Genomic DNA, 20,810 nt, shown 5'->3' on the forward strand with positions numbered 1-20,810 from the left:
CTTAGGTCTCCATCGGTTTCTTAAGCGCCGATTACTTCGACACTGGTGTTCTCTTGCACCGTTACGGTGCCAAGGTTGCGAACATGGTTTTCGACGACATCCCAAATCGGCGGACCCTCGGTGCCTTCGTTGACGCTGGCCCAACCGGCCACGACATAGGACTTGGCCGGGTCGATCGCCTCACCGGTTTTCAACAGCGTCATGTCGCTGATCCTCTGCCCCTGCGGCTTGGTTACGTCAATCCGATAGCCCAGCCCGCCAACGCGGACCATGTCGCCACCCTGCTGGTAATAGGGGTCGGGATTGAACAGATTGTCGCCGACATCTTCCAGGATGACATGGATGAACTCCCCGGTCATTTCTGTGCGATAGGCGTTCGGATAGGACATCGAGGTGACGTTCCAAATATCCTCGCGCGTTATTTCCTGTCCCGGCAGGATTGACGGCCCCCAACGGACGCCGGGCGACATTGCGATATCTGCCTCACGCTCATTGATCAGAGCATCGCAGATCAGGTCATCCCAAGTGCCGTTGAAGTTGCCGCGGCGGTACAGCAACGAGTCCGTTTTGCCGATCACCGCACTCAGCGCCGCCTCATAAGGCGCGCGCTGATCATTTATCAGAGCAGTGATCGCAGGATCTGGTGCAATAACATCAGAGAAAATCGGGATAAGCTTGTGCTTTAGCCCCATCATCTGCCCATCCCGCACATCGAGGTCCACACGGCTGACGAATTTGCCGTTCGATCCAGAGGCGATGATATGCGTTTTACCCACCAGAACCGGCTCGGGCAGCGCGTCATGGGTGTGGCCACTGAGGATAACGTCTATCCCCTGAACGCGACCCGCCATCTTCTTATCCACATCAAAGCCGTTATGGCTTAGGACAACAACGACATCGGCGCCGGCATCGCGAACTTCGTCCACCATTGCCTGCATGTTCTCATCCCGGATCCCAAACGAGTATTCGGGGAACATCCATCCCGGATTTGCAATCGGCATGTAAGGGAAGGCCTGTCCGATCACCGCAATCTTGGAACCGTCCCGATCAAAGAACTTGTAGGGTTTGAACATCTCTGCGGGTTCATCCCATTCCGCATCAAAAATGTTCTGCCCCAAGGCGGCAAAAGGCAAACCTTCGACAATCTCATTGACCCGATCACTGCCCAACGTGAACTCCCAATGGAAAGTCATCGCATCGGGTTTCAACGCATTCATGACGTTAACCATGTCCTGACCGGCCGTCTGATAGCAGGTGTAAGAACCGTGCCAAGTATCACCCCCGTCAAGAAGCAACGCATCAGGACGGTCCGCTCGAATGGCGTTGATGACAGTTGAGACCCGATCCAAGCCACCCACCCGACCGTAGGTCTTGGCCAGTGACTCAAAATCAGTGTAGGTCAGCGCATAGGCCGACGGGCTTCCATCTTCTATCCCGTATGCCTTGCGGAACGCGGCGCCAGTAACATGCGGCATCTGTCCTCTTGCATCGCCAATACCAAGATTGACTTCGGGTTCACGGAAATAAATTGGTTTGAGTTGCGCGTGAATGTCGGTGACATGGATCAGGCTGATATTGCCAAAGGTCTCGAACTCTAGCAGTTGATCCTGCGTTAGACTTTGCTGCGCAGCAAGCCTGGCCCAGTTGCCAAACCCGGACGCTCCGAACAGAGCCGAGGCCGCCATTGAAACCTGCAAGAAGTCACGTCGAGAAATCATCTATCAGCTTTCCTATTACACATATAAATGTGTGAATGTTATATAAGTGAAAAACCCGCTCCGGGCATTGCCCAGGCGGGTCATTCGTTATTGACGTACAGCTGGGGTTTCGACTGAAAGCCCGTTGCCACGCGATGCGACATAGAGCTCCAGTGCCCGGAACTCGTCCGACCCTTCGGCAAAGGTTTCCGCACGCGTATCGCGAATACAACCGCGGAACCGATTGTGGCGCGAGATCAGTTTGGCCTGCTTCAAACGATAGGTAGGGAATCCATTTATCATACCCTGGCTCAGGTGATCCGCTCGGATCATATTGCCCCAGTTTTCTTCATGACAGTTGGCGCAGCTCAGTTCCAACTGACCGTAGCGGGTATAATAGATTTCCTTGCCCTCTTCCCAGAATGGCGCGGCATCACCATCAATAGCAACGTTCATGGGCATCCCGCGTGACTGCAGACCGATCAATGCGACCATACCCTGCATGTCACCACCAGACCATTTCCAGGCATCGGCCTCCATGCGATCGGTACGGCATTTGTTGATCAGATCTTCCATAACCACCAGCTCGCCGCTTTCAGCATCGACCTTGGGCATGGACGCCTGCAGTCCTTTGAAGCTTTCCACTTCATCATGGCACGAGGCACAACTTTCACCTGCAGCACCATCAACTGCCTCATAGAGGTCGGCTGCCTGATCGACGAAGATCATTGCCGGATTGTCAAAATCATCAATCTGCAGTGCCTGAGTTTCATCTGTGCGGAAATGCCAACCCGAATAGATCGTGTCCAAATTCTCCAGATGCGCCGAGGCCTCGGTGACCGAGGTCATATTCAGCTCGTCATTTATCACAAGATTATCTTCGTCCGGTCCAGCCATTGCTGCCACTGGGAAAGCCAGAACAGCCGCGATCGCCGTAAGTGCCTTGGTATTCATTACGTTCCTCCCTTGGTGGGCCAGCGCCAGAAATCACAACCAGCGCTAACCTTCCTTAGTGGTCGAGCCGTCAGGCGATCTCGATCGTTTTCTTCTCGTCGTAAACTGAGCCATCATCATCGTACCAGGTGAAGACAAACTCACCGGCCTCGGGCACGGTTGCTTCGAACTGGAAGTACGGATTTGTCGAAATCGCAGGCTCCATAGTCACATCAATCACCATTTCTCCGTTAAACTCGCAGGTGAAACGGTTGATGATCGAGCGCGGGATGACGTTGCCTTCTTTATCCTTGCGCTGGCCGCTTTCCATCTTGTGGCTGATCAGTGTCTTGATCGTAACAGCTTCGCCAGCAGCGGCTGTCTTTGGAACCTTGACGCGGGGCTTTACACCGGATGCCATTGGTTAATCTCCTGTTCTTCAGGGCGCGTGGCGATTAACCGCCGCAACCGCCGATTGTCACTTTTACGGTCGCGGACGCTTTGGCAAAACTGCCATCTGCCATCTTCGCCACGGCAATGACATCCTGCGTTCCGGCAAGACGGATGCGGGTTGAAGCGGCTTGTTCAGCAGCCAGTGGGCCGAAATTGAACGTTGCCACGCCCGGTTCGGGGTTGCCTGCGGCCACGATCAGAATTGCAGCTGCGCCCGGAGCACTGACTTCGATTGGTACGGTGTTTCCGTTTTCCGCGATTTCTGGTGCCGTCAGTGTAACACCGCCATTAGCCACATCTGCCCCGCCTGAAAATGCGGTGATCGCATCTTCAGCAGCTGCATTCGCTCGTAGCGGCATAATTGTCAGGAACGCGGCGCCCAGCCCAAGGGCCAGAGTCTCGCGGCGAGAGAGTTCCATTTTCAATCTCCTTTGAATCTTCGAAAAGTCACGCCAGAAGGCGAGATTATTCCTCTTTCAGTGTCGCTAGAAACGCGACCACGTCCTCGATTTCCTGTGCAGTCAGGATCGTCGTTAAAGGCGCCGTTGGCGCTTTGCCCGTATAGGCATCGCCTGGCCGGATATAACCGTCATCCTTGTAGAACGCCGGCATTACCGTGCCTTCGAACGTCATTTTTGCGTTTGCGACTAAACCGCGAAGCTCTGCTTCGGTCCAACGATCACCGGCGCCATCCAGCATCGGGCCAACCTCACCATGAAACGGAATGTCCGCCAAAGCTGAGACCGCGTGGCATGCCACGCAATTACCTTTGGACTTGTCGCCAACGATGAGTGCACCGTTTGCCGCGTCCCCATTTACATCGGTCAGAGAGACCTCGATTGCACCATAGTCGTCATAGGGTACGTCTTTCGGACTTGTCTCTTCGGCAAATGCGGCAACGCCCATCATAGCGGATGCCAGTGTTAAGAGTCTCAGCTTCATGATCCCTCCCATTTGCTACCGCGCCTGTGGCGCTTTGCGACCCAAAGACTTTGTGCACCGTAGTCGACGAACATGGTTTATCGCAACATCAAATTCATCATAATGAATTTTTTTATCTGTAACGCCCAATCTCACTCCTGCGAAATATTGTTTCGCTCCTGAATGCGCCGCGCGTGATACCTTTGGAAATCTTCGCAATTATCAAGTTCATATCGCTTCTGATCGACCCAGATGAAAAGGTCTAAGGTTGTTCCCTTGGAGAATGCTCCCGGCATTACAGCAACGGCAGCATCGATGGCTGAGGCATCCTCGGGCACCTCTTCCGGCAGAAAAAGAAGCGTTGGGGTAAACAGAATCCCCCATTTGCGCATCAGCGCTCTTTGCTCACTCTCTTCTCCGTCAAAATCAGTGGCAGTGGTGCTTCCATGCAAATCTAGCTGGACGACAAAAAAGTTCTCTTCGATAAACGCCGCCATGTCGGGCTGTGGGAAAACCTCTTCGTGCATCTTTTTACAGTAAATGCAGCCCCGTTGTTCAATGAACAAAACCAACCGCTTACCTTCACCTGACGCTTCTTCAAGATCCTCGCGAAGATCTTTGAACGTGTCACGCATCCACGGTGTTTTATGCAATCCATCGTCGCCCAAATCAGCAGCAGAGACTGCAGCCCCTATCATGCATGCGATCAAAACTGACAAAGTGCGTTTCATGTCTTCCTCCTGGATTAACCAATGGCCGCAAGCCAGGGCATATAGTCCAGCATCCATTGTGCGATGTGATTGATCGAGTTGGTTGCGATCAGGACCCCGAACAGGATCAATAGCCCCCCCATTGCCATTTCGATCTGCAGCAAGTGCTTCCTGAACCGCACCATCCATTGCATGAAGGGGCGAACCAAAAAGGCTGCCAGAACAAACGGTGCTGTCATTCCAACCCCGTAAACGAACAGAAGCCCCGCGCCCCGCCAAGCCGTTTCAGTTCCGGCCGCTGTAAACAGAATTGCAGCGAGCACTGGCCCAACACAGGGCGTCCAGCCGAAAGCAAATGCCAATCCAAGTACATATGCCCCAGTGAGGCTCACGTTTGATGTCTCGCCAATATCTGCACGAAACTGCCGATACAGGAACCCGATGCGAATTAACCCCAGGAAATGCAGGCCCATCGCTATGATGATGGCTGCAGCAATCCAACGCAGAATATCGAAGTATTCTCGTACCAGCTGACCAAATATCGAAGCCGTGGCCCCGAGAGCCATAAAGATGGTTATGATTCCAGCCGCAAATGCGATTGCAGCAAGCGTTGCCCGGCGGCGAACCTCGCCGGAAATGGCGGATGTCGCAGAAATCTGCTCCATCCCGACACCCGCCAGATAACTGAGGTAGAACGGCACAATTGGCAGGATGCAAGGCGACAGAAAGGACAAAAGTCCGGCGACCAAAGCTCCTGCAAATGTAATGTCGAGCATGGTCAAACCTGTCCTGGCGCGCTATCATTCACACATTCAAAATTATAAAGATACGTCACTGCGGTCAATCGGAGCTTTGGATGCGCCACCTAATCCTACGTTTGTTTGCGATTACGTTGCTTGTTTTTCCCGTGGCTTTACGGGCCGAAATGACGCTTCTGATGGCAGAAGAAGATGGGTGCATGTGGTGCGCCCGCTGGGACTCCGAAATTTCAGAAATCTACCCTAAGACACCTGAAGGAAATGCCGCACCGCTTCGGCGTGTCGATATCCGCGCAGCCATGCCTGACGACATCACATTGGAACGGCCTCTCTACTACACACCAACCTTTGTTCTGTTGGACAACGGCCGAGAGGTCGGACGAATCGAAGGCTATCCAGGAGAAGATTTTTTCTGGGGCGTGTTGGGCGTTTTACTGCGCGACGCTGGGATACTAATTGAGACCTCTGGATAAACTGCGGTATATTACATAAACTGTTTTGAATGCGTGAAGCCATGAAAGCGAGGCGATCTTGTTGGACAAATCTTCGAACCTGCCTGTGTTCTCCAAGGACATGTGCGCCGAAGACATGGACAGAATGATGGAGAATGCTCAGACCGCGTCAAATTTCCTCAAGGCAATCAGCCATGAGGGGCGCCTGATGATTTTGTGTTATCTGTCGTCAGGGGAAAAATCGGTCACGCAGATGGAGGAAATGCTCTCAGCGCGTCAAGCCGCGGTATCTCAACAACTCTCCCGCTTACGCTTCGAGGGCTTGGTGAAGACACGACGCGAGGGGAAAACGATCTACTACAGATTGGCTGATGATCGTTCGACCCAAATCCTGGAAGTCGTTTACGACCTTTTCTGCAGGGAGAAGTAGAAGCCGGTCAGAAAGCCGCCAGCTTTGGGAGGAGACTGGCAATGCTCGAAGCATTGGGAGACACAAATACCGTTGCTCTGATCGGTTTGATTGGTGGCATCGTATTGGGATTGGCCGCACGCATCGGCCGTTTTTGCACGTTGGGTGCAATCGAAGACTACCTTTACGCGGATGATGACCGGCGGCTTCGCATGTGGGCAATGGCAATCGGTGTTGCGATTGTCGGCAGCCACACAGCTATGGCATTGGGGGGACTTGACCCTGTCGGAACAAGGTATCTTGCGCAGACCTGGAACCCACTCGGTTCGATCGTGGGGGGCCTCATGTTCGGGTACGGAATGGCCATCTGCGGTAACTGCGGCTATGGCGCGCTGGCAAGGCTGGGAGGTGGTGACCTTCGATCATTCGTTATTGTTTTGATCATGGGTCTTTCCGCTTACGTCGTAATGTCCGGACCCCTCGCCTATCTGCGGGTATGGATATTTCCAGAGGAAATGGATCTCAATGGCCCCCAGAGCATTAGCTTTCTTGCCGAACGGTTGACCTCTATTCCAGCTTGGCTCATTGGCTCTGTTATCGGTGTTACTTTGGTGTTTTTTGCTTTGGCAAGCCATCGCTTCCGCCGCACTCCGGCACAGGTGTTTTGGGGGTCTGTAGTTGGACTGGCAATCGTTTCGGGCTGGCTTGGCACGAATTGGGTTGCGACACATGGTTTCGATGGTGAGCCGGTGCAAACCCATACCTTCGCGGCACCCCTGGGTGACACTATATTCTACCTTATGACTGCGTCCGGAAACACTTTGTCCTTTGCGGTCGGATCAGTCTCCGGTGTTCTCATTGGCGCGTTTCTGGGGTCGTGGTCTAAGGGCCATTTCCGATGGGAAGCATGCGAAGATCCACGTGAACTCAAGCGGCAAATGCTGGGCGCTGCGATTATGGGTCCAGGTGCGATCATCGCGGTTGGTTGCAGCGTCGGGCAAGGCATATCTGCATTCTCAATTTTGGCCTACAGCGCGCCCGTAACATTCGCTGCAATCTTTGCAGGTGCCGCAATTGGATTGAGACAGCTCGTGTCTGGATTGACCTTCATAACTGAGCGTTGAGTTCACAGTTCAAATCAGCGGGAATCCGGGTTTGCACCGGTGCAGCTGATACGCTGTACCAAGACCTAAAGAAACCCAGTTAATTTGTGATGGTGCTGGCGACTCTGCCATCACAAAAGCAAGCCAAAACGCTCTCTTTCCGACTTCGTCCTCGATCTAGCTTCTAAGGACATACCAAGGCTTATCGAGCCCTTGCTTCAGCCTGTTCTCTGCGCCCTCAGAAGGTCGGGACAAACGCGCAAACGAAAAATGTGTTATGATGGCCCCTTAGAAAAGGGGGCTACTATGTACAATCCCGTATCATCTATCTCAAAATTTCGGATCGGCTTGTCGGCATTGAACATCGCCGAACAGAAGTCAATTTTTGACTGCCTTCCCGCCGCTGTTCAGGCGGCAGTGTGGCAAGACCGGCTTAGTGAAGGCATTGCGGCACTGTCTGACAAGTCTCAGTGCCGATTACTTTCCGAGCTTCAGGAGTTACTCAATCCTGACTGCTACTCGGAAGACAAAGCGAACCATACGGCCACTTCTCGTCTTGAGGAGTTGTCGCCTGTGATCGAGAAGGTTTTTCCAGATCACTCGGTGTTTCATAAATATACGCAGCAACTCGGCGACAATGCTTGCGATAGCTCGATTATCGAAATTGCCAAAGGCGCGCCGCCTACCTGCACATGTTCGTCTTCGAGATCCTGTATGTGGTGGCACAATGATTGTGGGGCAATGCAGGAATGCCTTGCCGGTGGGTGCAAGAAGACTAACGTTGGATGCGGGGTTCTCTGGCTTCAGACATGCGATGGCCTTTGCACTGGGAACTGGTGCTGAAGAACGCAAGAAAGCTCTACCTATTCCGGCAGCAAAGCCTTTGCATTCTTTGCCGAATTACAGGCCTGTGTTGAGGTCTAAATCAGGCGCGTCGCGCGTCACGGTGTGACGATCAACCTTCCCGGATTTGTCGATCTGAACAATCAGAGATTCAGCACGTTGAAAGCGGTCAAAATAAGGAAAGGTGACGTGGTCCAGATGCGTCATGTCCTGGCATTGCATCTGATAGTCTGCCCTGAATTCGGTATGCACATTTGATCCGTTGTCTACGACCGGTCCCAACCCTTCACCAGACAGGGTGACATTGGCCGAGACAGTGAAACACCCCGCCTCTTCAGGCAAACTGAACAGATCAAGCGGGTTAGACAATTCGGAAATGGCTCCGGCGACCGAGGCCTGATCGCCTTCGGTTTCCGCTGGACCTTCGAACCCCAGGACGTCAAGACCGGGAACCACAAGGGAAATTGAAATCCCGGCTTCCGAAAAGGAAACCGCCAATCGTCCCTGCCCATGCTCGTGCTGATTTGCAACCTGGGACTGAGGCAACGCGTTTACCGGGAAAAGCGTTAAAACAAACACTAAGAACTTCATGACCATGGAACCATCTGAAAAGAATCAACTAAGCGACTCTAAACTGAAAAAACATTCGCGCAATCGCGTCACAATACACCAAAGCCCACTAGATTTGGGTAGGAATGAGCTATTTTCGCTCACAATTTACCTGACTATAAAACTCAGGTTGACTTAGTTGACTATTTCTATCAGTTAATTGGCCGAACGTCGCATCGCGCGAACCCATTGTTATCTGACAAGAAAGACTACCCCCCAATGAATACCCCCCTGATCCTGACAAGCGCCATGGCTCTGATGACCGCCACCTCTGCTTTTGCAACCGAGACCCCCTCGAAAGCAGATGTTCTGAATACATACGCCAATATCGCCGAGGCGAAGTACGATGACAGCCTGATTGCAGCCAAATCGCTGCAGCGCGCCGTGACCGCGCTGATTTCCGCGCCAAACGACGCAACACTGAATGCCGCCCGATCCGCTTGGATTGCGGCCCGCGTCCCTTATCAGCAGACCGAGGTTTATCGGTTCGGAAATGCGATCGTTGATGATTGGGAAGGTAAAGTGAACGCATGGCCCTTGGATGAGGGCTTGATCGACTATGTAGACACCACCTACGGCGGCCCGAGCGACGAAAATGAGTTCGCCGCATTGAACGTCATCGCCAACCCAAGCTTTGAACTTTCAGGCGAACCAATCGATGCCAACGACATCACCCCGGAACTATTGTCGGGCACTTTGCACGAGGCAGACGGGATCGAGGCCAACGTCGCCACTGGTTACCACGCGATTGAGTTCCTGTTGTGGGGCCAGGACCTGAACGGCCACGGTGAAGGCGCGGGTAGCCGTCCATGGACGGACTATGCCCAAGGTGATGCCTGCACCGGCGGTAACTGTGACCGCCGCGCCCAGTACCTTGAGGCCGTGACTGAACTGCTGGTCACCGATTTGGAATGGATGGCGACCCAGTGGCAGGACGGAGGCGCGGCACGAACCGCCCTGACCGAAAATGAGAGCGCAGGAATAAGCGCGATCCTCACCGGAATGGGCTCGCTGTCCTATGGTGAGCAGGCCGGTGAGCGGATGCGTCTTGGCTTGATGTTGAACGATCCCGAGGAAGAGCATGACTGCTTCTCGGACAACACACATAACAGCCACTACTATGATGGTCTTGGCATTCAGAACGTCTATTTAGGCAGCTATACCCGCATCGACGGAACTCCTGTCAGCGGCGCATCGCTTTCGGACTTGGTGATTGCCTCCGACCCATCTCTGGACGCCGAGATGAAGCTGAAGCTGGCCAACACAATGCAGGCGCTGGGTCGGATCAAATCCACAGCCGAGGCCGGGTTCGCCTATGACCAGATGCTGGAACGCGGCAACGAAGGTGGCGAAGTTTTGATCATGGGCGGTGTGAACGGGCTGGTGGACCAGACCAAGACAATCGAGCGGATCGTCACCATTCTGGACGTCGATCAGATTGAGTTCGAAGGATCAGAAAGCCTGGACAACCCGACGGCTGTTTTCCAGTAAACCTAGCGGTTCGGGGGCGGAGGACTATCCCGCCCCCAACTTTTTTTCGGCTAACTGACAGTATGCCGCAGGACACGCAGTTAATAACTGACTAATATAGTCAGAATACAATCCAGAGCGCCACCTCCATGATCGTCTGCCATTGCACCAAGATCACAGACACCGAGATTCATGCCGCCATCGACTGGATGCGCGTTTCCGACCCTAGGGCAGTCATAACCCCTGGCAAGATCTATCATGCCCTTGGAAAATCAGCGGATTGTGGCGGATGCATGCCGCTTTTCCTAGACACCATGCGCGCCAGCGATAATCTGGAAGTCCCCATGCAGCTTTGTGCATTACGCACCAAGGCATCACAGGAGAGTGTAGATGAAGGGCGATCCCAAAGTCATAGAATACCTCAACAAATCTCTGCGGCATGAATTGACGGCAGTCAGCCAGTATTGGCTGCATTACCGTCTGCAAGAGGATTGGGGCCTGACCCACATGGCAAAGAAAAGCCGTGAGGAAAGCATCGAAGAGATGGGTCATGCCGACAAGCTGATCGAGCGCATAATCTTTCTGGAAGGTCACCCCAACCTGCAGAAACTGGACCCGCTTCGGATTGGACAGACCCCGAAGGAAACTCTGGAATGTGATTTGGCTGCCGAGAATGATGCGCGCGCCCTGTACGTTGAGGCCCGTGAATATTGTCGAGAGGCGGGCGACTACGTCACTATGTCTCTGTTCGAGAACCTGATCAGTGACGAAGAAGGCCATATCGACTTCCTCGAAACACAGCTTGATTTGTACGAAAGGATTGGCGAAGCCAATTATGCGCAACTTAACGCATCGAAAATGGACGAAGGCGAGTAAGCTCTCGCTTGTGGCGGTGGCTGCGATTGCAGCCACCCCGATCCTGTCCGCTGAACTGCAGGATCTGCATCTCAACTTCCAACCCAGAACCGAAGATGAAAAGGCCCGGATCGCGGATGTGATCGCCGCGCCAACGGATTTCGACGCCGCGCAACGGTTCGAGGACCTGCCCGCCGGTGCCGCAACCGTAAGGGCACGTCAGGACGCAGATGCATTTTCGCAACCTTCGGGCAATCTGAAATTCGAACAGGAACTGGATTTCAAGGTCGGCAACGGGCTGTTCAAGAAAATCTGGGTGTCTTCGCCTTCCTCGACCCTGGCCTCGGACGGTTTGGGGCCATTGTACAACGCGCGCTCTTGCCAACGATGTCACATCAAGGACGGGCGCGGCCACACACCAAATGGGCCCGATGACGGGGCTGTTTCGATGTTTCTTCGGGTCTCAATCCCCGGTGGCGGCGCAATCGATGAAATCGCGGACTACATCGCCACTCAGCCCGAACCCAATTACGGCGGGCAGATGCAGGATCTGGCCCTTGCGGGCCACCCTGCCGAGTACCGGCTGGACATAACCTATGAAGACCTTCCTGTCGCGCTATCAGACGGCGAAACGGTCATTCTCCGCAGCCCGACCTATACCGCGGCGGATCTTGGATATGGCCCGCTGCACCCCGAGGCGATGCTGAGCCCGCGCGTGGCTCCGCAGATGATCGGTCTGGGATTGCTTGAGGCAATTCCCGTGCAGGACCTGCTGGCCCAAGCCGACGCGGATGACGCGGATGGCGATGGTATTTCCGGCCGCCCCAACATCGTTTGGTCAACCGAATACGGTGAACCGATGATGGGCCGGTTCGGCCACAAAGCCGGGATGCCTACGATAATGGAGCAGTCTGCTGCAGCTTTTGCAGGGGATATCGGCATCTCAAGCCCGCTTTACCCTGCTGGCCATGGGGAGTGTACGGAATTGCAGGTGGATTGCGTCGGCGCGCCCCATGGGGACAACGATGACCGCGTGTTTGAAATCGACCAACTGGGCATGGACCTCGTTGCGTTTTACAGCCGCAATCTGGGCGTACCCGCGCGGCGCGATATCGGTGACCCGCAGGTCCTGCACGGCAAGCAGGTGTTCTTCGATACCGGCTGCGCCTCGTGCCACACGCCATCCTATGTCACCCACCGGATGGACGACCGGCCCGAGCACAGTTTTCAGCTGATCTGGCCCTATACGGATCTTCTGTTGCATGACATGGGCGATGGTCTGGCCGACAATCGACCCGAAGCACGCGCAACAGGCCGGGAATGGCGCACGCCCCCGCTTTGGGGGGTCGGCCTGACGGGGCAGGTCTCTGGCCACACACAATTTCTGCATGACGGGCGGGCGCAGTCGCTGTTGGAAGCTATTTTGTGGCACGGCGGAGAGGCACAACCGGCGCGCGACTCCGTTGTGTCTATGCCAAAACCCGACCGCGACGCTTTGATCCGCTTTCTGGAGAGCCTCTGATGCGTGCCCTCGGCCTGGCCATTGCCCTTATTCTGCCCCTGTCAGCCTTGGCGCAAAATCCCAGCCAGATCCTGACAGATGTTGTTGAAGGGCACATTCTTCCCGGATACGCACAGCTATCTGACGCAACAGCTGCGCTGGATGCGGCAGCGCAGGCGGATTGCACAGCCGTTTCACCGAACCTTCGTGCAGCCTATCACCTGGCATTCGACCGCTGGGTCACGGTAAGCCACTTGCGCTTTGGCCCCTCCGAGGTCGATGACCGCGCATTTGCGATGGCATTCTGGCCAGACACAAAAGGGTTTACACCCAAAACCCTATCCGGCCTGATTGCCACCCAAGACGCGGTGGTTGACACCCCCGAGGCTTATGCCGAGGCTTCGATCGCGGGACGCGGGTTTCTTGCACTTGAATTGATGCTATTCGACCCAGCCCTCGCGGATCAGGGCGACAGGGCCTATCGATGCGCTTTGATCCGGGCGATTGCTGCAGATATAAACCGCAATGCGAAGGCGATGGACCACGACTGGCAACCTTTCTCTGCCAACCTGACCATGCCCGGCGGAGACAGTCCTTACCGGTCTGCTGATGAGGCCATGCAGGAACTTTACAAAGCTCTGATCACCGGATTGGAATTCACTGCCGAAACACGCCTTGGGCGCCCCATGGGCACCCTAGAGCGCCCCCGTCCCAATCGGGCCGAAGCGCGAAGGTCTGAACGGTCACTACGCCAGGTCGAACTGTCATTGATCACGCTGCGCGATCTGGCCACCGGGCTGTCCGCAGATCATCCGCAGATTGCCGCTGATTTGGATAATGCGTTCGACAAGGCTATCATCCGCACGCGTGAGTTAGACGACCCTACACTGGCCGGTGTCTCGACACCTTCGGGTCGGATACGGGTCGAAGCCTTGCAGCAGATGATCAACGACATCCGCACGATTGCAGCAACCGAGCTGGGCCCGACCTTGGGTATCAGTGCCGGATTCAATTCGCTGGACGGGGACTAAGCCATGACAAGCCGCCGTCAATTCCTTGCGGGCCTGGCTGCAGCTAGCCTTGCCCCAACACAAGGTTGGTCGACTGTCGGCGCGCCAGATTTCCTGGCGGCGGCGCTGTTTCCGGACGGTACCTATCGGCTGGCGGGCCTGAGTTCTGACGGCGGTATCTTATTCTCTCTCCCCCTGCCGGCGCGCGGCCATGCCGCTGCGGCGCATCCCTCACGCGCGCAAGCCGTGGCTTTCGCCCGCCGCCCTGGCACCTTTGGCGTGGTGATCGATTGCAAGAGCGGAACCCAAACCGCACGAATGGATGCTCCCAAAGGCCGCCATTTCTATGGCCATGGCGTGTTTTCCCGGGATGGAACCCATCTGTTCACCACCGAAAACGACTATGAGGCCGGTGAAGGTGTGATTGGCGTCTGGGACTCGGAGGACTACACGCGGTTGGGCGAGTTTTCTTCGGGCGGGGTCGGGCCGCATGATATGCGGCTCATGCCGGATGGGGAAACTCTGGTCATCGCAAATGGCGGCATTGAAACACATCCTGAAATGGGCCGAACCAAGCTGAATCTGCCCATCATGCAACCGCGCCTAAGTTATCTGAGTCTGTCAGGCTCGGTCCTGAAACAGATAGAGCTGCCCCGGACACTGCATAAAAATTCGATCCGGCACCTTGCCGTTCGATCCGACGGTCTGGTCGGGTTTGCAATGCAATGGCAGGGCAACAAGTCAAACCACCCGCCTTTGCTGGGACTGCACAAAAGAGGCGAGGCTCCGCGCCTGCTTGCAGCCCCGGAATCGGTGCAAAGTGCCTTGCAGGGTTACGCTGGCAGCATTGCTTTTGCCGGGGACGGCAAAACTATCGCCATCACTTGCCCCCGCGGCAACAGTTTGCTCCGGTTCGACAGCTTGACCGGTCAACTTAAAGACACGACCCCGCTTGAGGATGTCTGCGGCCTAGGTGCCGGGCCTTCCGGTTTTGTCTTCACCACAGGCACCGGGCTGGTCGGAGCGCTTACTGCCAAGGCCCGCATTTCCGCCCGGCCGGATTGTCAGTGGGATAACCATCTGGTTCCCGTTGGTCTGCCTGTATAAATTCGGAAATACCCGTCACATAGATTACACTTGGACGAATCGAATTGCTGCCGTATTGGCGGGCGCGAAGCAGGCACCCTAGGTTAAGGACAGACTTGATTGAAACAGACGCCCGACGCACCGCATTCCATCTACGGGGTTGAGAAATGGGGCAAAGACCTCATCGAGGTGACGGAAGACGGCGAAATCGGTCTGCGCAATCCCCTTGCACCAGAGACTGCTGCAATCAGCCTGCCCGGTATTCTGCGTGATCTGGACGATCGCGGCATCAAGGCTCCGATGATCCTGCGCGTCAGCTCCTATCTGGAGCACGAGATTGTCCATATTAACGAAAGCTTTGCAGAGGCGATTGCCCGGGTTGGGTACAAAAGCAGCTATCGCGGTGTCTTTCCGATCAAGGTCAACCAACAGGCTCAGGTGGTCGACCGGATCGTCGAGTTTGGGAAGAAGTACAATTATGGCCTTGAGGCTGGCTCTAAACCGGAACTTGTGGTCGCGCTTGCCCATCGTCTGGCCAATGAGGCGCTGATCGTCTGCAACGGCGTCAAGGATGCCGAGTTTATCCAGCTGGCCATCCTCAGCCGTAAAATCGGGTTCAATACGGTGATCGTGCTGGAAAGCCCGAAAGAGGCCGACACGGTGATCGAAGTCTATAACCAACTGGGCATCGAACCGCTGATCGGCGTACGGGTTAAACTGACCAACCAGATCAGCGGGAAATGGGAAGAAAGCTCGGGCGACCGTTCCGCCTTTGGTATGAACACCGATCAACTGGTCGCCACGGTGGACAAGCTGAAGGCCGCCGGATTGCTGCACTGCCTGAAGCTGCAGCACTCGCATCTTGGATCGCAGGTGCAGGACGTCAACGACGTGCGCCGCGCCGTGGGTGAGGCCTGCCGATACTATACCGAACTGACCCGCGAAGGCGTACCGCTGACCCATCTGGACTTGGGTGGCGGCATGGGCGTGGATTACACGGGCGAAAAGAAAGCCGCCGAAAACTCGATCAACTACACGGTAGAAGAATACTGCGCCAACGTGGTCGAAACCGTGGCCTATGCCATGGATGAAGCCGAGGTCGAGCACCCCACATTGGTCACCGAAAGCGGGCGCGCTATCGTTGCGACCTCATCCATGCTAGTTTTCAACGTGCTGGAAAGCACGCTTTATGACGCGCCAGACGGCCCTGAGGTCGAGGCGGATGATCATCACTTAGTCTCGGACCTTGCCGCCGTGCACGGATACCTCTCAAGCGACCGTCTTCAGGAATGCTGGAACGACGCCACTTTTTATCGCAACGAGCTGCGCGCCCTGTTCCGCCGCGGATATATCGACCTGCGCCAGATGGCGCGCGCCGAACGCATTTATCTGTCATTGATGGCCCGCCTCAAGGCGTTGGCTGCCAGTGATGAGCTCGACACGGATGTCGACGAACAGTTGGAAAAAGTGGCTGATATCTATCACTGCAACTTCTCACTGTTCCAATCGCTGCCCGACGTCTGGGCCATTGACCAGCTACACCCGATCGTGCCGCTGCAGGGTCTGAACGAAACGCCCGACCGCCGCGCGGTGCTGTCCGATATCACTTGCGACAGCGACGGCAAGATTGACCGGTTTATTCTGGCCGACGGTGTCTCGCCCAGCCTGCCGGTACATTCCCTGCCCGAGAATGACGAATACTTCATGGGCGTCTTCTTTGTTGGTGCTTATCAGGAAACGCTAGGCGATCTGCACAACCTGTTCGGCGACACCAACGTGGTTACCATCGACCTGCGCTCTGATGGCGGTTTCGATCTGCTGCACGAGCAAGAAGGCGACACCATTGGTCAGGTCCTGTCCTATGTCGAGTTTGATCCGGCCGACTGTGTCGCCGCCTTCCGCAAAATGGTGGACGAGGCGATCTCGACCGGTACTCTGCTGGCCAAAGACCGCAAAACCCTGATGAGCGCATATCGCGACTCGATCAATGGCTACACCTATTACGAATAACCCCCGAGAGGAGATGACCCCATGGGAACTTTGAGTGGCAAAACGCTGGTTGTCGGCGCGGGCGGCGTCTCTCACGCTGCGGTGCACAAGATGGCGATGAATTCGGACATCTTCACTGAAATCACGCTGGCCAGCCGCACCAAGTCGAAATGCGACGCCATTGCCAAGGCCGTGAAAGAGCGTGTGGGCGTTGATATCGCTACTGCGGAGCTGGACGCTTATAAGGTCGCGGACACGGTCAAACTGATCAAGGACACCGGTGCCGAGGTCCTCGTGAACCTGGCCCTGCCCTATCAGGACCTCGTGCTGATGGACGCGTGCCTTGAGGCGGGCATCCACTACATCGACACCGCGAATTACGAGCCCGAGGACGAAGCCAAGTTCGAGTATCACTGGCAATGGGCCTATCACGATCGGTTCAAACAGGCAGGACTGACCGCCATCCTCGGTTCGGGCTTTGATCCGGGCGTGACGTCTGTCTTTGCGACGTGGTTGAGAAAACACAAGCTGGATACGATCCGCCAGATCGACGTTCTGGACGCCAATGGCGGCAGCAACGATCAGGAATTCGCCACCAACTTCAACCCCGAGATCAACCTGCGTGAGGTTCTCGCCGAGGTGCGCCACTGGGAAGGCGGCGAATGGAAACACTCCCCCGCCATGACCCATAAGGTCGAGTTCGACTTTCCCGCCATCGGCCCCAAAAACATGTACCTGATGTATCACGAGGAGCTGGAGAGCCTCTCCACCCACTTCCCCGAAATCGAGCGCGCCCGCTTCTGGATGACCTTCGGCGACGCCTATATCACCCATGCCAAAGTGCTGGAAAATGTTGGCATGACCCGCATCGACCCGGTAATGCATGACGGCAAGGAAATCATCCCGATCCAGTTCCTGAAAACCCTGCTGCCTGATCCCGGCGATCTGGGTGCGGAAACCAAGGGCAAGGCCTGCATCGGCGACATCGCTACAGGTCAGGCCAAGGATGGTTCGGGTGAGAAAACATATTACATCTACAACATCTGTGACCACGAGGAATGCTACGCCGAGGTCGGCAGCCAAGCGGTCAGCTATACCACTGGTGTTCCGGCCATGATCGGTGCCGCGCAGGTTCTCAAAGGCAACTGGGTGCAACCCGGCGTTTGGAACATGGAACAGCTCGACCCCGATGATTTCATGGACATGCTGAACGAACATGGCCTGCCGTGGCAGGTCCACGAACTGGACGGCCCGGTCGAGTTCTGATCCGCCAAGTTTCATCTGGCCCTAAATACCTCGGGGGGTCCGGGGGGCAGCGCCCCCGCCCTCTCCAAATTCGGAGACGCCTGATATGTCCGACATGATGACCACCCAAGCAGGCGATGCCGGTGCTTTCCGCAATTTCGACCTTAGCCGCGTGCCAACGCCTTGCTTTGTGGTCGACGAAAAAGCAGTTGAGCAAAATCTGGCTATCTTGTCCGACGTCGGCAGTCAGTCAGGTGCGCAAGTGCTGAGTGCGCTCAAAGCGTTTTCGATGTTCTCGCTTGCGCCGCTGGTCCGCCAACATCTTGACGGCACCTGCGCCAGCGGTATCTATGAGGCGCGTTTAGGCCGCGAAGAATATGGCGGCGAAGTCGCCACCTTCTGCGCGGGCTACAAAGACGCTGACATCGATGAAATCCTGTCACTGTCCGACCACATCATCTTCAACTCACCCGCACAAAAGGACCGGTTCCTGACCAAAGCACAGGCCGCCAAAGTTCAGGTCGGCCTGCGCATCAATCCCGAACACTCCGAAGGTGAAATCCCCAAATACGATCCCTGCGCGCCGTGTTCGCGTCTGGGCACGCCAGTCAGCCATCTAAGCGCTGAAATCATGGCCGGGGTCGATGGCTTGCATATGCACACCCTCTGCGAACAAGGGTTCGAGCCCTTGCGACGCACATGGGAAGCCGTTGCACCAAAACTCGCCCCGTTCCTGGGTCATCTCAAATGGCTGAACTTCGGCGGTGGCCACCATATCACCCGTGACGACTATGATCGTGATGGGTTGATCGCGTTCATCAAGGAGATCCGCGAAACCCATGACGTCGACGTCTATCTTGAACCCGGCGAGGCTGTGGCACTGGATGCGGGGATTCTGGTCGGTGAAATCCTTGACCTGCCGACCAATGGCATGACCCTTGCGATCACCGACATTTCGGCCACCTGCCACATGCCGGACGTGATCGAAGCCCCCTATCGCCCGGCCCTGATGGACGAGGCCGAGGCAGGCCATACCTACCGTCTGGGCGGCCCGTCCTGTCTGGCGGGGGATGTGATCGGCGACTATACGTGGGACCAACCGCTTGAGATCGGCCAACGCTTTGCCTTCCTAGATCAGGCGCATTATTCGATGGTCAAGACCAACACCTTCAACGGTGTCCCCCTGCCCACAATCGCCCTGTGGAACAGCGAAACCGGCGCGTTGAAAATTATCAAACAGTTCGGCTATGACGACTTTAAAGAGAGGCTCTCATGAGCGTTTTCTTCGACAGTGAATTGACCACATCGGAACGGACCGAAAACGCCCGGTTTCGTGTAATCCCAGTACCGCTGGAGCGCACGGTATCCTACGGCTCGGGTACAGCCGGTGGCCCGGCGGCGATCATCGAGGCCAGCAACGAGCTGGAGCGCATTACCGGCCTTGCCGAGCCTTGCATAGCGGGCATTTTCACTGAGGAACCCTTGAACTGTGACGGCCCTATGCCTGCAGTGATGGAACGCCTTGCCCTGCGCACCGAAGCCGCCATTCGCGCTGGTAAAGTGCCGGTCACTCTGGGCGGTGAGCATTCGCTGAGCTACGGTGCGGTGATGGGTGTGGCCCGCGCGTTGAACCAACCGATCGGGATCGTCCAGATTGATGCGCATGCGGACCTGCGCGACACGTATCAGGGTGAAAAGCACAGCCATGCCTCGGTCATGCACCTGCTGGCCCAAGAAGGAGTCCGACTGGCCCAATTCGGCGTCCGGGCCTTTTCGACCGAAGAGGCGCAGAGCCGGGTGAAGAACAGCGTGTTCCACATTGATGCCGAGGAGCTGGTCACCGGTAACATCAACGCGGTCGATCTGCCTAAGGATTTCCCCGAACTGGTCTATGTCAGCTTTGATGTCGACGGGCTGGACCCTTCGCAAATGCCGGCCACAGGAACACCCGTGCCCGGCGGCTTGGGCTATTATCAGGCGCTACAACTGGTCGAGCATGCCCTTCGTGGGCGCAAATGCGTGGGGTTCGACGTGGTCGAGCTCGCCCCGGACGGCAATGCCGCCTGGGATTTTACGGCCGCACAGATCGTCTACCGTCTGATGGCCGCCTGCTAACCTTCGGCGGTTTCGTTCAACTCCATATGCCCCTCGCCGCGGCTTAGGACACGGCGCAGCATCGGCTCGAAGAACTCCAACGGTTTGGTCGGGTAATCCGGATCGAACGCCTTTTGGTCGTATTCATGGCAGAAATAGCGGCAGGTCTCCCAATAAGGACTGTCGCGGTACTTGTCGCGGGCGTTGCGGTCTCCGCCCAGGTGGTGATTGTAGTAATAGCCCTGGAACACGCAGTGATGTTTGAGGATCCAATGGGTTTTCTCGCTGACATAGGGCTTCATCATCGCCGCTGACAGCTCTCCATGGTTATAGGGAGACAGGATATCGCCGGTGTCGTGAATCAGCGCTGCGACGACCAGCTCTTCTTCCGCCCCATCCTCATAGGCGCGCGTCGCGGCCTGCAGGCTGTGCTGATAGCGGTTCACGGGATAGGGCGTCCAATCCTCGTCCAGCGAACGGATCGCATCAAGTATCCTGTCCGGCAACGCGGCGTTATAGGCCTCTTCGTATTCCATGACGGCGTCCCAATCGGCCTTGGTCGCCTCTTCAAAGCTGGTCCAGGTGGGTTTGTGGGTTTTGTCCAGCATGGTCCGGTCCTTTTGACTGATCATCCAACCGCAGCCTAACGCAGAAAACCTAAGCGAAAAAACG

23 protein-coding genes are annotated in these 20,810 nt (G+C 55.9%); 14 read left to right on the forward strand and 9 right to left on the reverse strand.

Annotated features, from left to right (window positions below; translation table 11 throughout):
* Positions 1 to 20: 20 nt before the first annotated feature.
* The 7 genes from soxB to AC2FLE_RS07465 form a co-directional block, all read right to left on the reverse strand.
* Positions 21 to 1,718, reverse strand: a complete 1,698-nt coding sequence (gene soxB, locus AC2FLE_RS07435) for a thiosulfohydrolase SoxB (RefSeq protein ID WP_496696177.1) — start codon at positions 1,716 to 1,718, stop codon at positions 21 to 23.
* Positions 1,719 to 1,805: 87 nt separating this feature from the next.
* Complete coding sequence (gene soxA / locus AC2FLE_RS07440; RefSeq protein ID WP_496696179.1) at positions 1,806 to 2,651, reverse strand: sulfur oxidation c-type cytochrome SoxA; 846 nt, start codon at positions 2,649 to 2,651, stop codon at positions 1,806 to 1,808.
* 70 nt (positions 2,652 to 2,721) lie between these two features.
* Positions 2,722 to 3,051: a thiosulfate oxidation carrier complex protein SoxZ gene (gene soxZ / locus AC2FLE_RS07445; RefSeq protein ID WP_142635848.1), complete on the reverse strand. Its 330-nt coding sequence runs from the start codon at positions 3,049 to 3,051 to the stop codon at positions 2,722 to 2,724.
* Positions 3,052 to 3,085: 34 nt separating this feature from the next.
* Positions 3,086 to 3,502 carry a thiosulfate oxidation carrier protein SoxY gene (gene soxY, locus AC2FLE_RS07450; RefSeq protein ID WP_496696181.1) on the reverse strand — a complete coding sequence of 139 codons (417 nt, stop codon included), beginning with the start codon at positions 3,500 to 3,502 and terminating at the stop codon, positions 3,086 to 3,088.
* Positions 3,503 to 3,548: 46 nt separating this feature from the next.
* Complete coding sequence (gene soxX / locus AC2FLE_RS07455; RefSeq protein WP_142635844.1) at positions 3,549 to 4,025, reverse strand: sulfur oxidation c-type cytochrome SoxX; 477 nt, start codon at positions 4,023 to 4,025, stop codon at positions 3,549 to 3,551.
* A gap of 131 nt (positions 4,026 to 4,156) precedes the next feature.
* Positions 4,157 to 4,735 carry a thioredoxin family protein gene (locus AC2FLE_RS07460; RefSeq protein WP_496696183.1) on the reverse strand — a complete coding sequence of 193 codons (579 nt, stop codon included), beginning with the start codon at positions 4,733 to 4,735 and terminating at the stop codon, positions 4,157 to 4,159.
* Positions 4,736 to 4,749: 14 nt separating this feature from the next.
* Positions 4,750 to 5,490, reverse strand: coding sequence for a cytochrome c biogenesis CcdA family protein (locus tag AC2FLE_RS07465; RefSeq protein ID WP_496696185.1), 741 nt, complete (start codon positions 5,488 to 5,490; stop codon positions 4,750 to 4,752).
* 80 nt (positions 5,491 to 5,570) lie between these two features.
* On the opposite strand from AC2FLE_RS07465, the gene AC2FLE_RS07470 reads away from it, so the two are divergent.
* The 4 genes from AC2FLE_RS07470 to AC2FLE_RS07485 all read left to right on the forward strand — a co-directional run bounded on the left by AC2FLE_RS07470 (position 5,571) and on the right by AC2FLE_RS07485 (position 8,279).
* Positions 5,571 to 5,945, forward strand: a complete 375-nt coding sequence (locus AC2FLE_RS07470) for a hypothetical protein (RefSeq protein ID WP_496696187.1) — start codon at positions 5,571 to 5,573, stop codon at positions 5,943 to 5,945.
* Positions 5,946 to 6,045: 100 nt separating this feature from the next.
* Complete coding sequence (locus AC2FLE_RS07475; RefSeq protein ID WP_142635976.1) at positions 6,046 to 6,354, forward strand: ArsR/SmtB family transcription factor; 309 nt, start codon at positions 6,046 to 6,048, stop codon at positions 6,352 to 6,354.
* Between the two features lie 41 nt (positions 6,355 to 6,395).
* Positions 6,396 to 7,457: a YeeE/YedE family protein gene (locus AC2FLE_RS07480; RefSeq protein ID WP_496696188.1), complete on the forward strand. Its 1,062-nt coding sequence runs from the start codon at positions 6,396 to 6,398 to the stop codon at positions 7,455 to 7,457.
* Between the two features lie 285 nt (positions 7,458 to 7,742).
* Complete coding sequence (locus AC2FLE_RS07485) at positions 7,743 to 8,279, forward strand: bacteriocin fulvocin C-related protein (protein ID WP_496696190.1); 537 nt, start codon at positions 7,743 to 7,745, stop codon at positions 8,277 to 8,279.
* A 57-nt stretch (positions 8,280 to 8,336) separates the two neighbouring features.
* Here the strand turns inward: AC2FLE_RS07485 and AC2FLE_RS07490 are convergent, their stop codons facing one another.
* Positions 8,337 to 8,876 carry a ZrgA family zinc uptake protein gene (locus tag AC2FLE_RS07490; RefSeq protein ID WP_496696192.1) on the reverse strand — a complete coding sequence of 180 codons (540 nt, stop codon included), beginning with the start codon at positions 8,874 to 8,876 and terminating at the stop codon, positions 8,337 to 8,339.
* 231 nt (positions 8,877 to 9,107) lie between these two features.
* On the opposite strand from AC2FLE_RS07490, the gene AC2FLE_RS07495 reads away from it, so the two are divergent.
* From AC2FLE_RS07495 to speB, 10 genes are all read left to right on the forward strand, one after another.
* Positions 9,108 to 10,379: an imelysin family protein gene (locus tag AC2FLE_RS07495; protein WP_496696193.1), complete on the forward strand. Its 1,272-nt coding sequence runs from the start codon at positions 9,108 to 9,110 to the stop codon at positions 10,377 to 10,379.
* Positions 10,380 to 10,507: 128 nt separating this feature from the next.
* On the forward strand, positions 10,508 to 10,801 hold the full coding sequence (locus tag AC2FLE_RS07500) for a (2Fe-2S)-binding protein (protein WP_142635828.1): 294 nt from the start codon (positions 10,508 to 10,510) through the stop codon (positions 10,799 to 10,801).
* Complete coding sequence (gene bfr, locus AC2FLE_RS07505) at positions 10,749 to 11,234, forward strand: bacterioferritin (protein WP_142635826.1); 486 nt, start codon at positions 10,749 to 10,751, stop codon at positions 11,232 to 11,234. The genes AC2FLE_RS07500 and bfr overlap by 53 nt, the downstream gene beginning before the upstream one ends.
* On the forward strand, positions 11,194 to 12,735 hold the full coding sequence (locus AC2FLE_RS07510; protein ID WP_496696195.1) for a di-heme oxidoreductase family protein: 1,542 nt from the start codon (positions 11,194 to 11,196) through the stop codon (positions 12,733 to 12,735). Before bfr ends, AC2FLE_RS07510 begins: the two co-directional genes overlap by 41 nt.
* A complete protein-coding gene (locus tag AC2FLE_RS07515; RefSeq protein ID WP_496696196.1) occupies positions 12,735 to 13,745 on the forward strand; it encodes an imelysin family protein in 1,011 nt (336 codons plus the stop codon). The genes AC2FLE_RS07510 and AC2FLE_RS07515 overlap by 1 nt, the downstream gene beginning before the upstream one ends.
* Before the next feature lie 3 nt (positions 13,746 to 13,748).
* Positions 13,749 to 14,831: a DUF1513 domain-containing protein gene (locus tag AC2FLE_RS07520; protein ID WP_496696198.1), complete on the forward strand. Its 1,083-nt coding sequence runs from the start codon at positions 13,749 to 13,751 to the stop codon at positions 14,829 to 14,831.
* Between the two features lie 99 nt (positions 14,832 to 14,930).
* Complete coding sequence (speA, locus tag AC2FLE_RS07525) at positions 14,931 to 16,820, forward strand: biosynthetic arginine decarboxylase (RefSeq protein ID WP_496696199.1); 1,890 nt, start codon at positions 14,931 to 14,933, stop codon at positions 16,818 to 16,820.
* 21 nt (positions 16,821 to 16,841) lie between these two features.
* A complete protein-coding gene (locus AC2FLE_RS07530; protein ID WP_496696201.1) occupies positions 16,842 to 18,065 on the forward strand; it encodes a saccharopine dehydrogenase family protein in 1,224 nt (407 codons plus the stop codon).
* Between the two features lie 85 nt (positions 18,066 to 18,150).
* The gene (gene nspC, locus AC2FLE_RS07535) at positions 18,151 to 19,320 is read left to right on the forward strand and encodes a carboxynorspermidine decarboxylase (protein WP_496696202.1); all 1,170 of its coding nucleotides are present in this window, start codon (positions 18,151 to 18,153) and stop codon (positions 19,318 to 19,320) included.
* A complete protein-coding gene (gene speB / locus AC2FLE_RS07540) occupies positions 19,317 to 20,159 on the forward strand; it encodes an agmatinase (protein WP_496696204.1) in 843 nt (280 codons plus the stop codon). Before nspC ends, speB begins: the two co-directional genes overlap by 4 nt.
* On the opposite strand, the gene AC2FLE_RS07545 is transcribed toward speB, so the two are convergent.
* Positions 20,156 to 20,746, reverse strand: coding sequence for an HD domain-containing protein (locus AC2FLE_RS07545; RefSeq protein ID WP_496696206.1), 591 nt, complete (start codon positions 20,744 to 20,746; stop codon positions 20,156 to 20,158). The two genes, speB and AC2FLE_RS07545, sit on opposite strands and share 4 nt — an antisense overlap.
* Between the last annotated feature and the right edge of the window lie 64 nt (positions 20,747 to 20,810).

The organism is Ruegeria sp. CDSA077 (assembly GCF_059612265.1).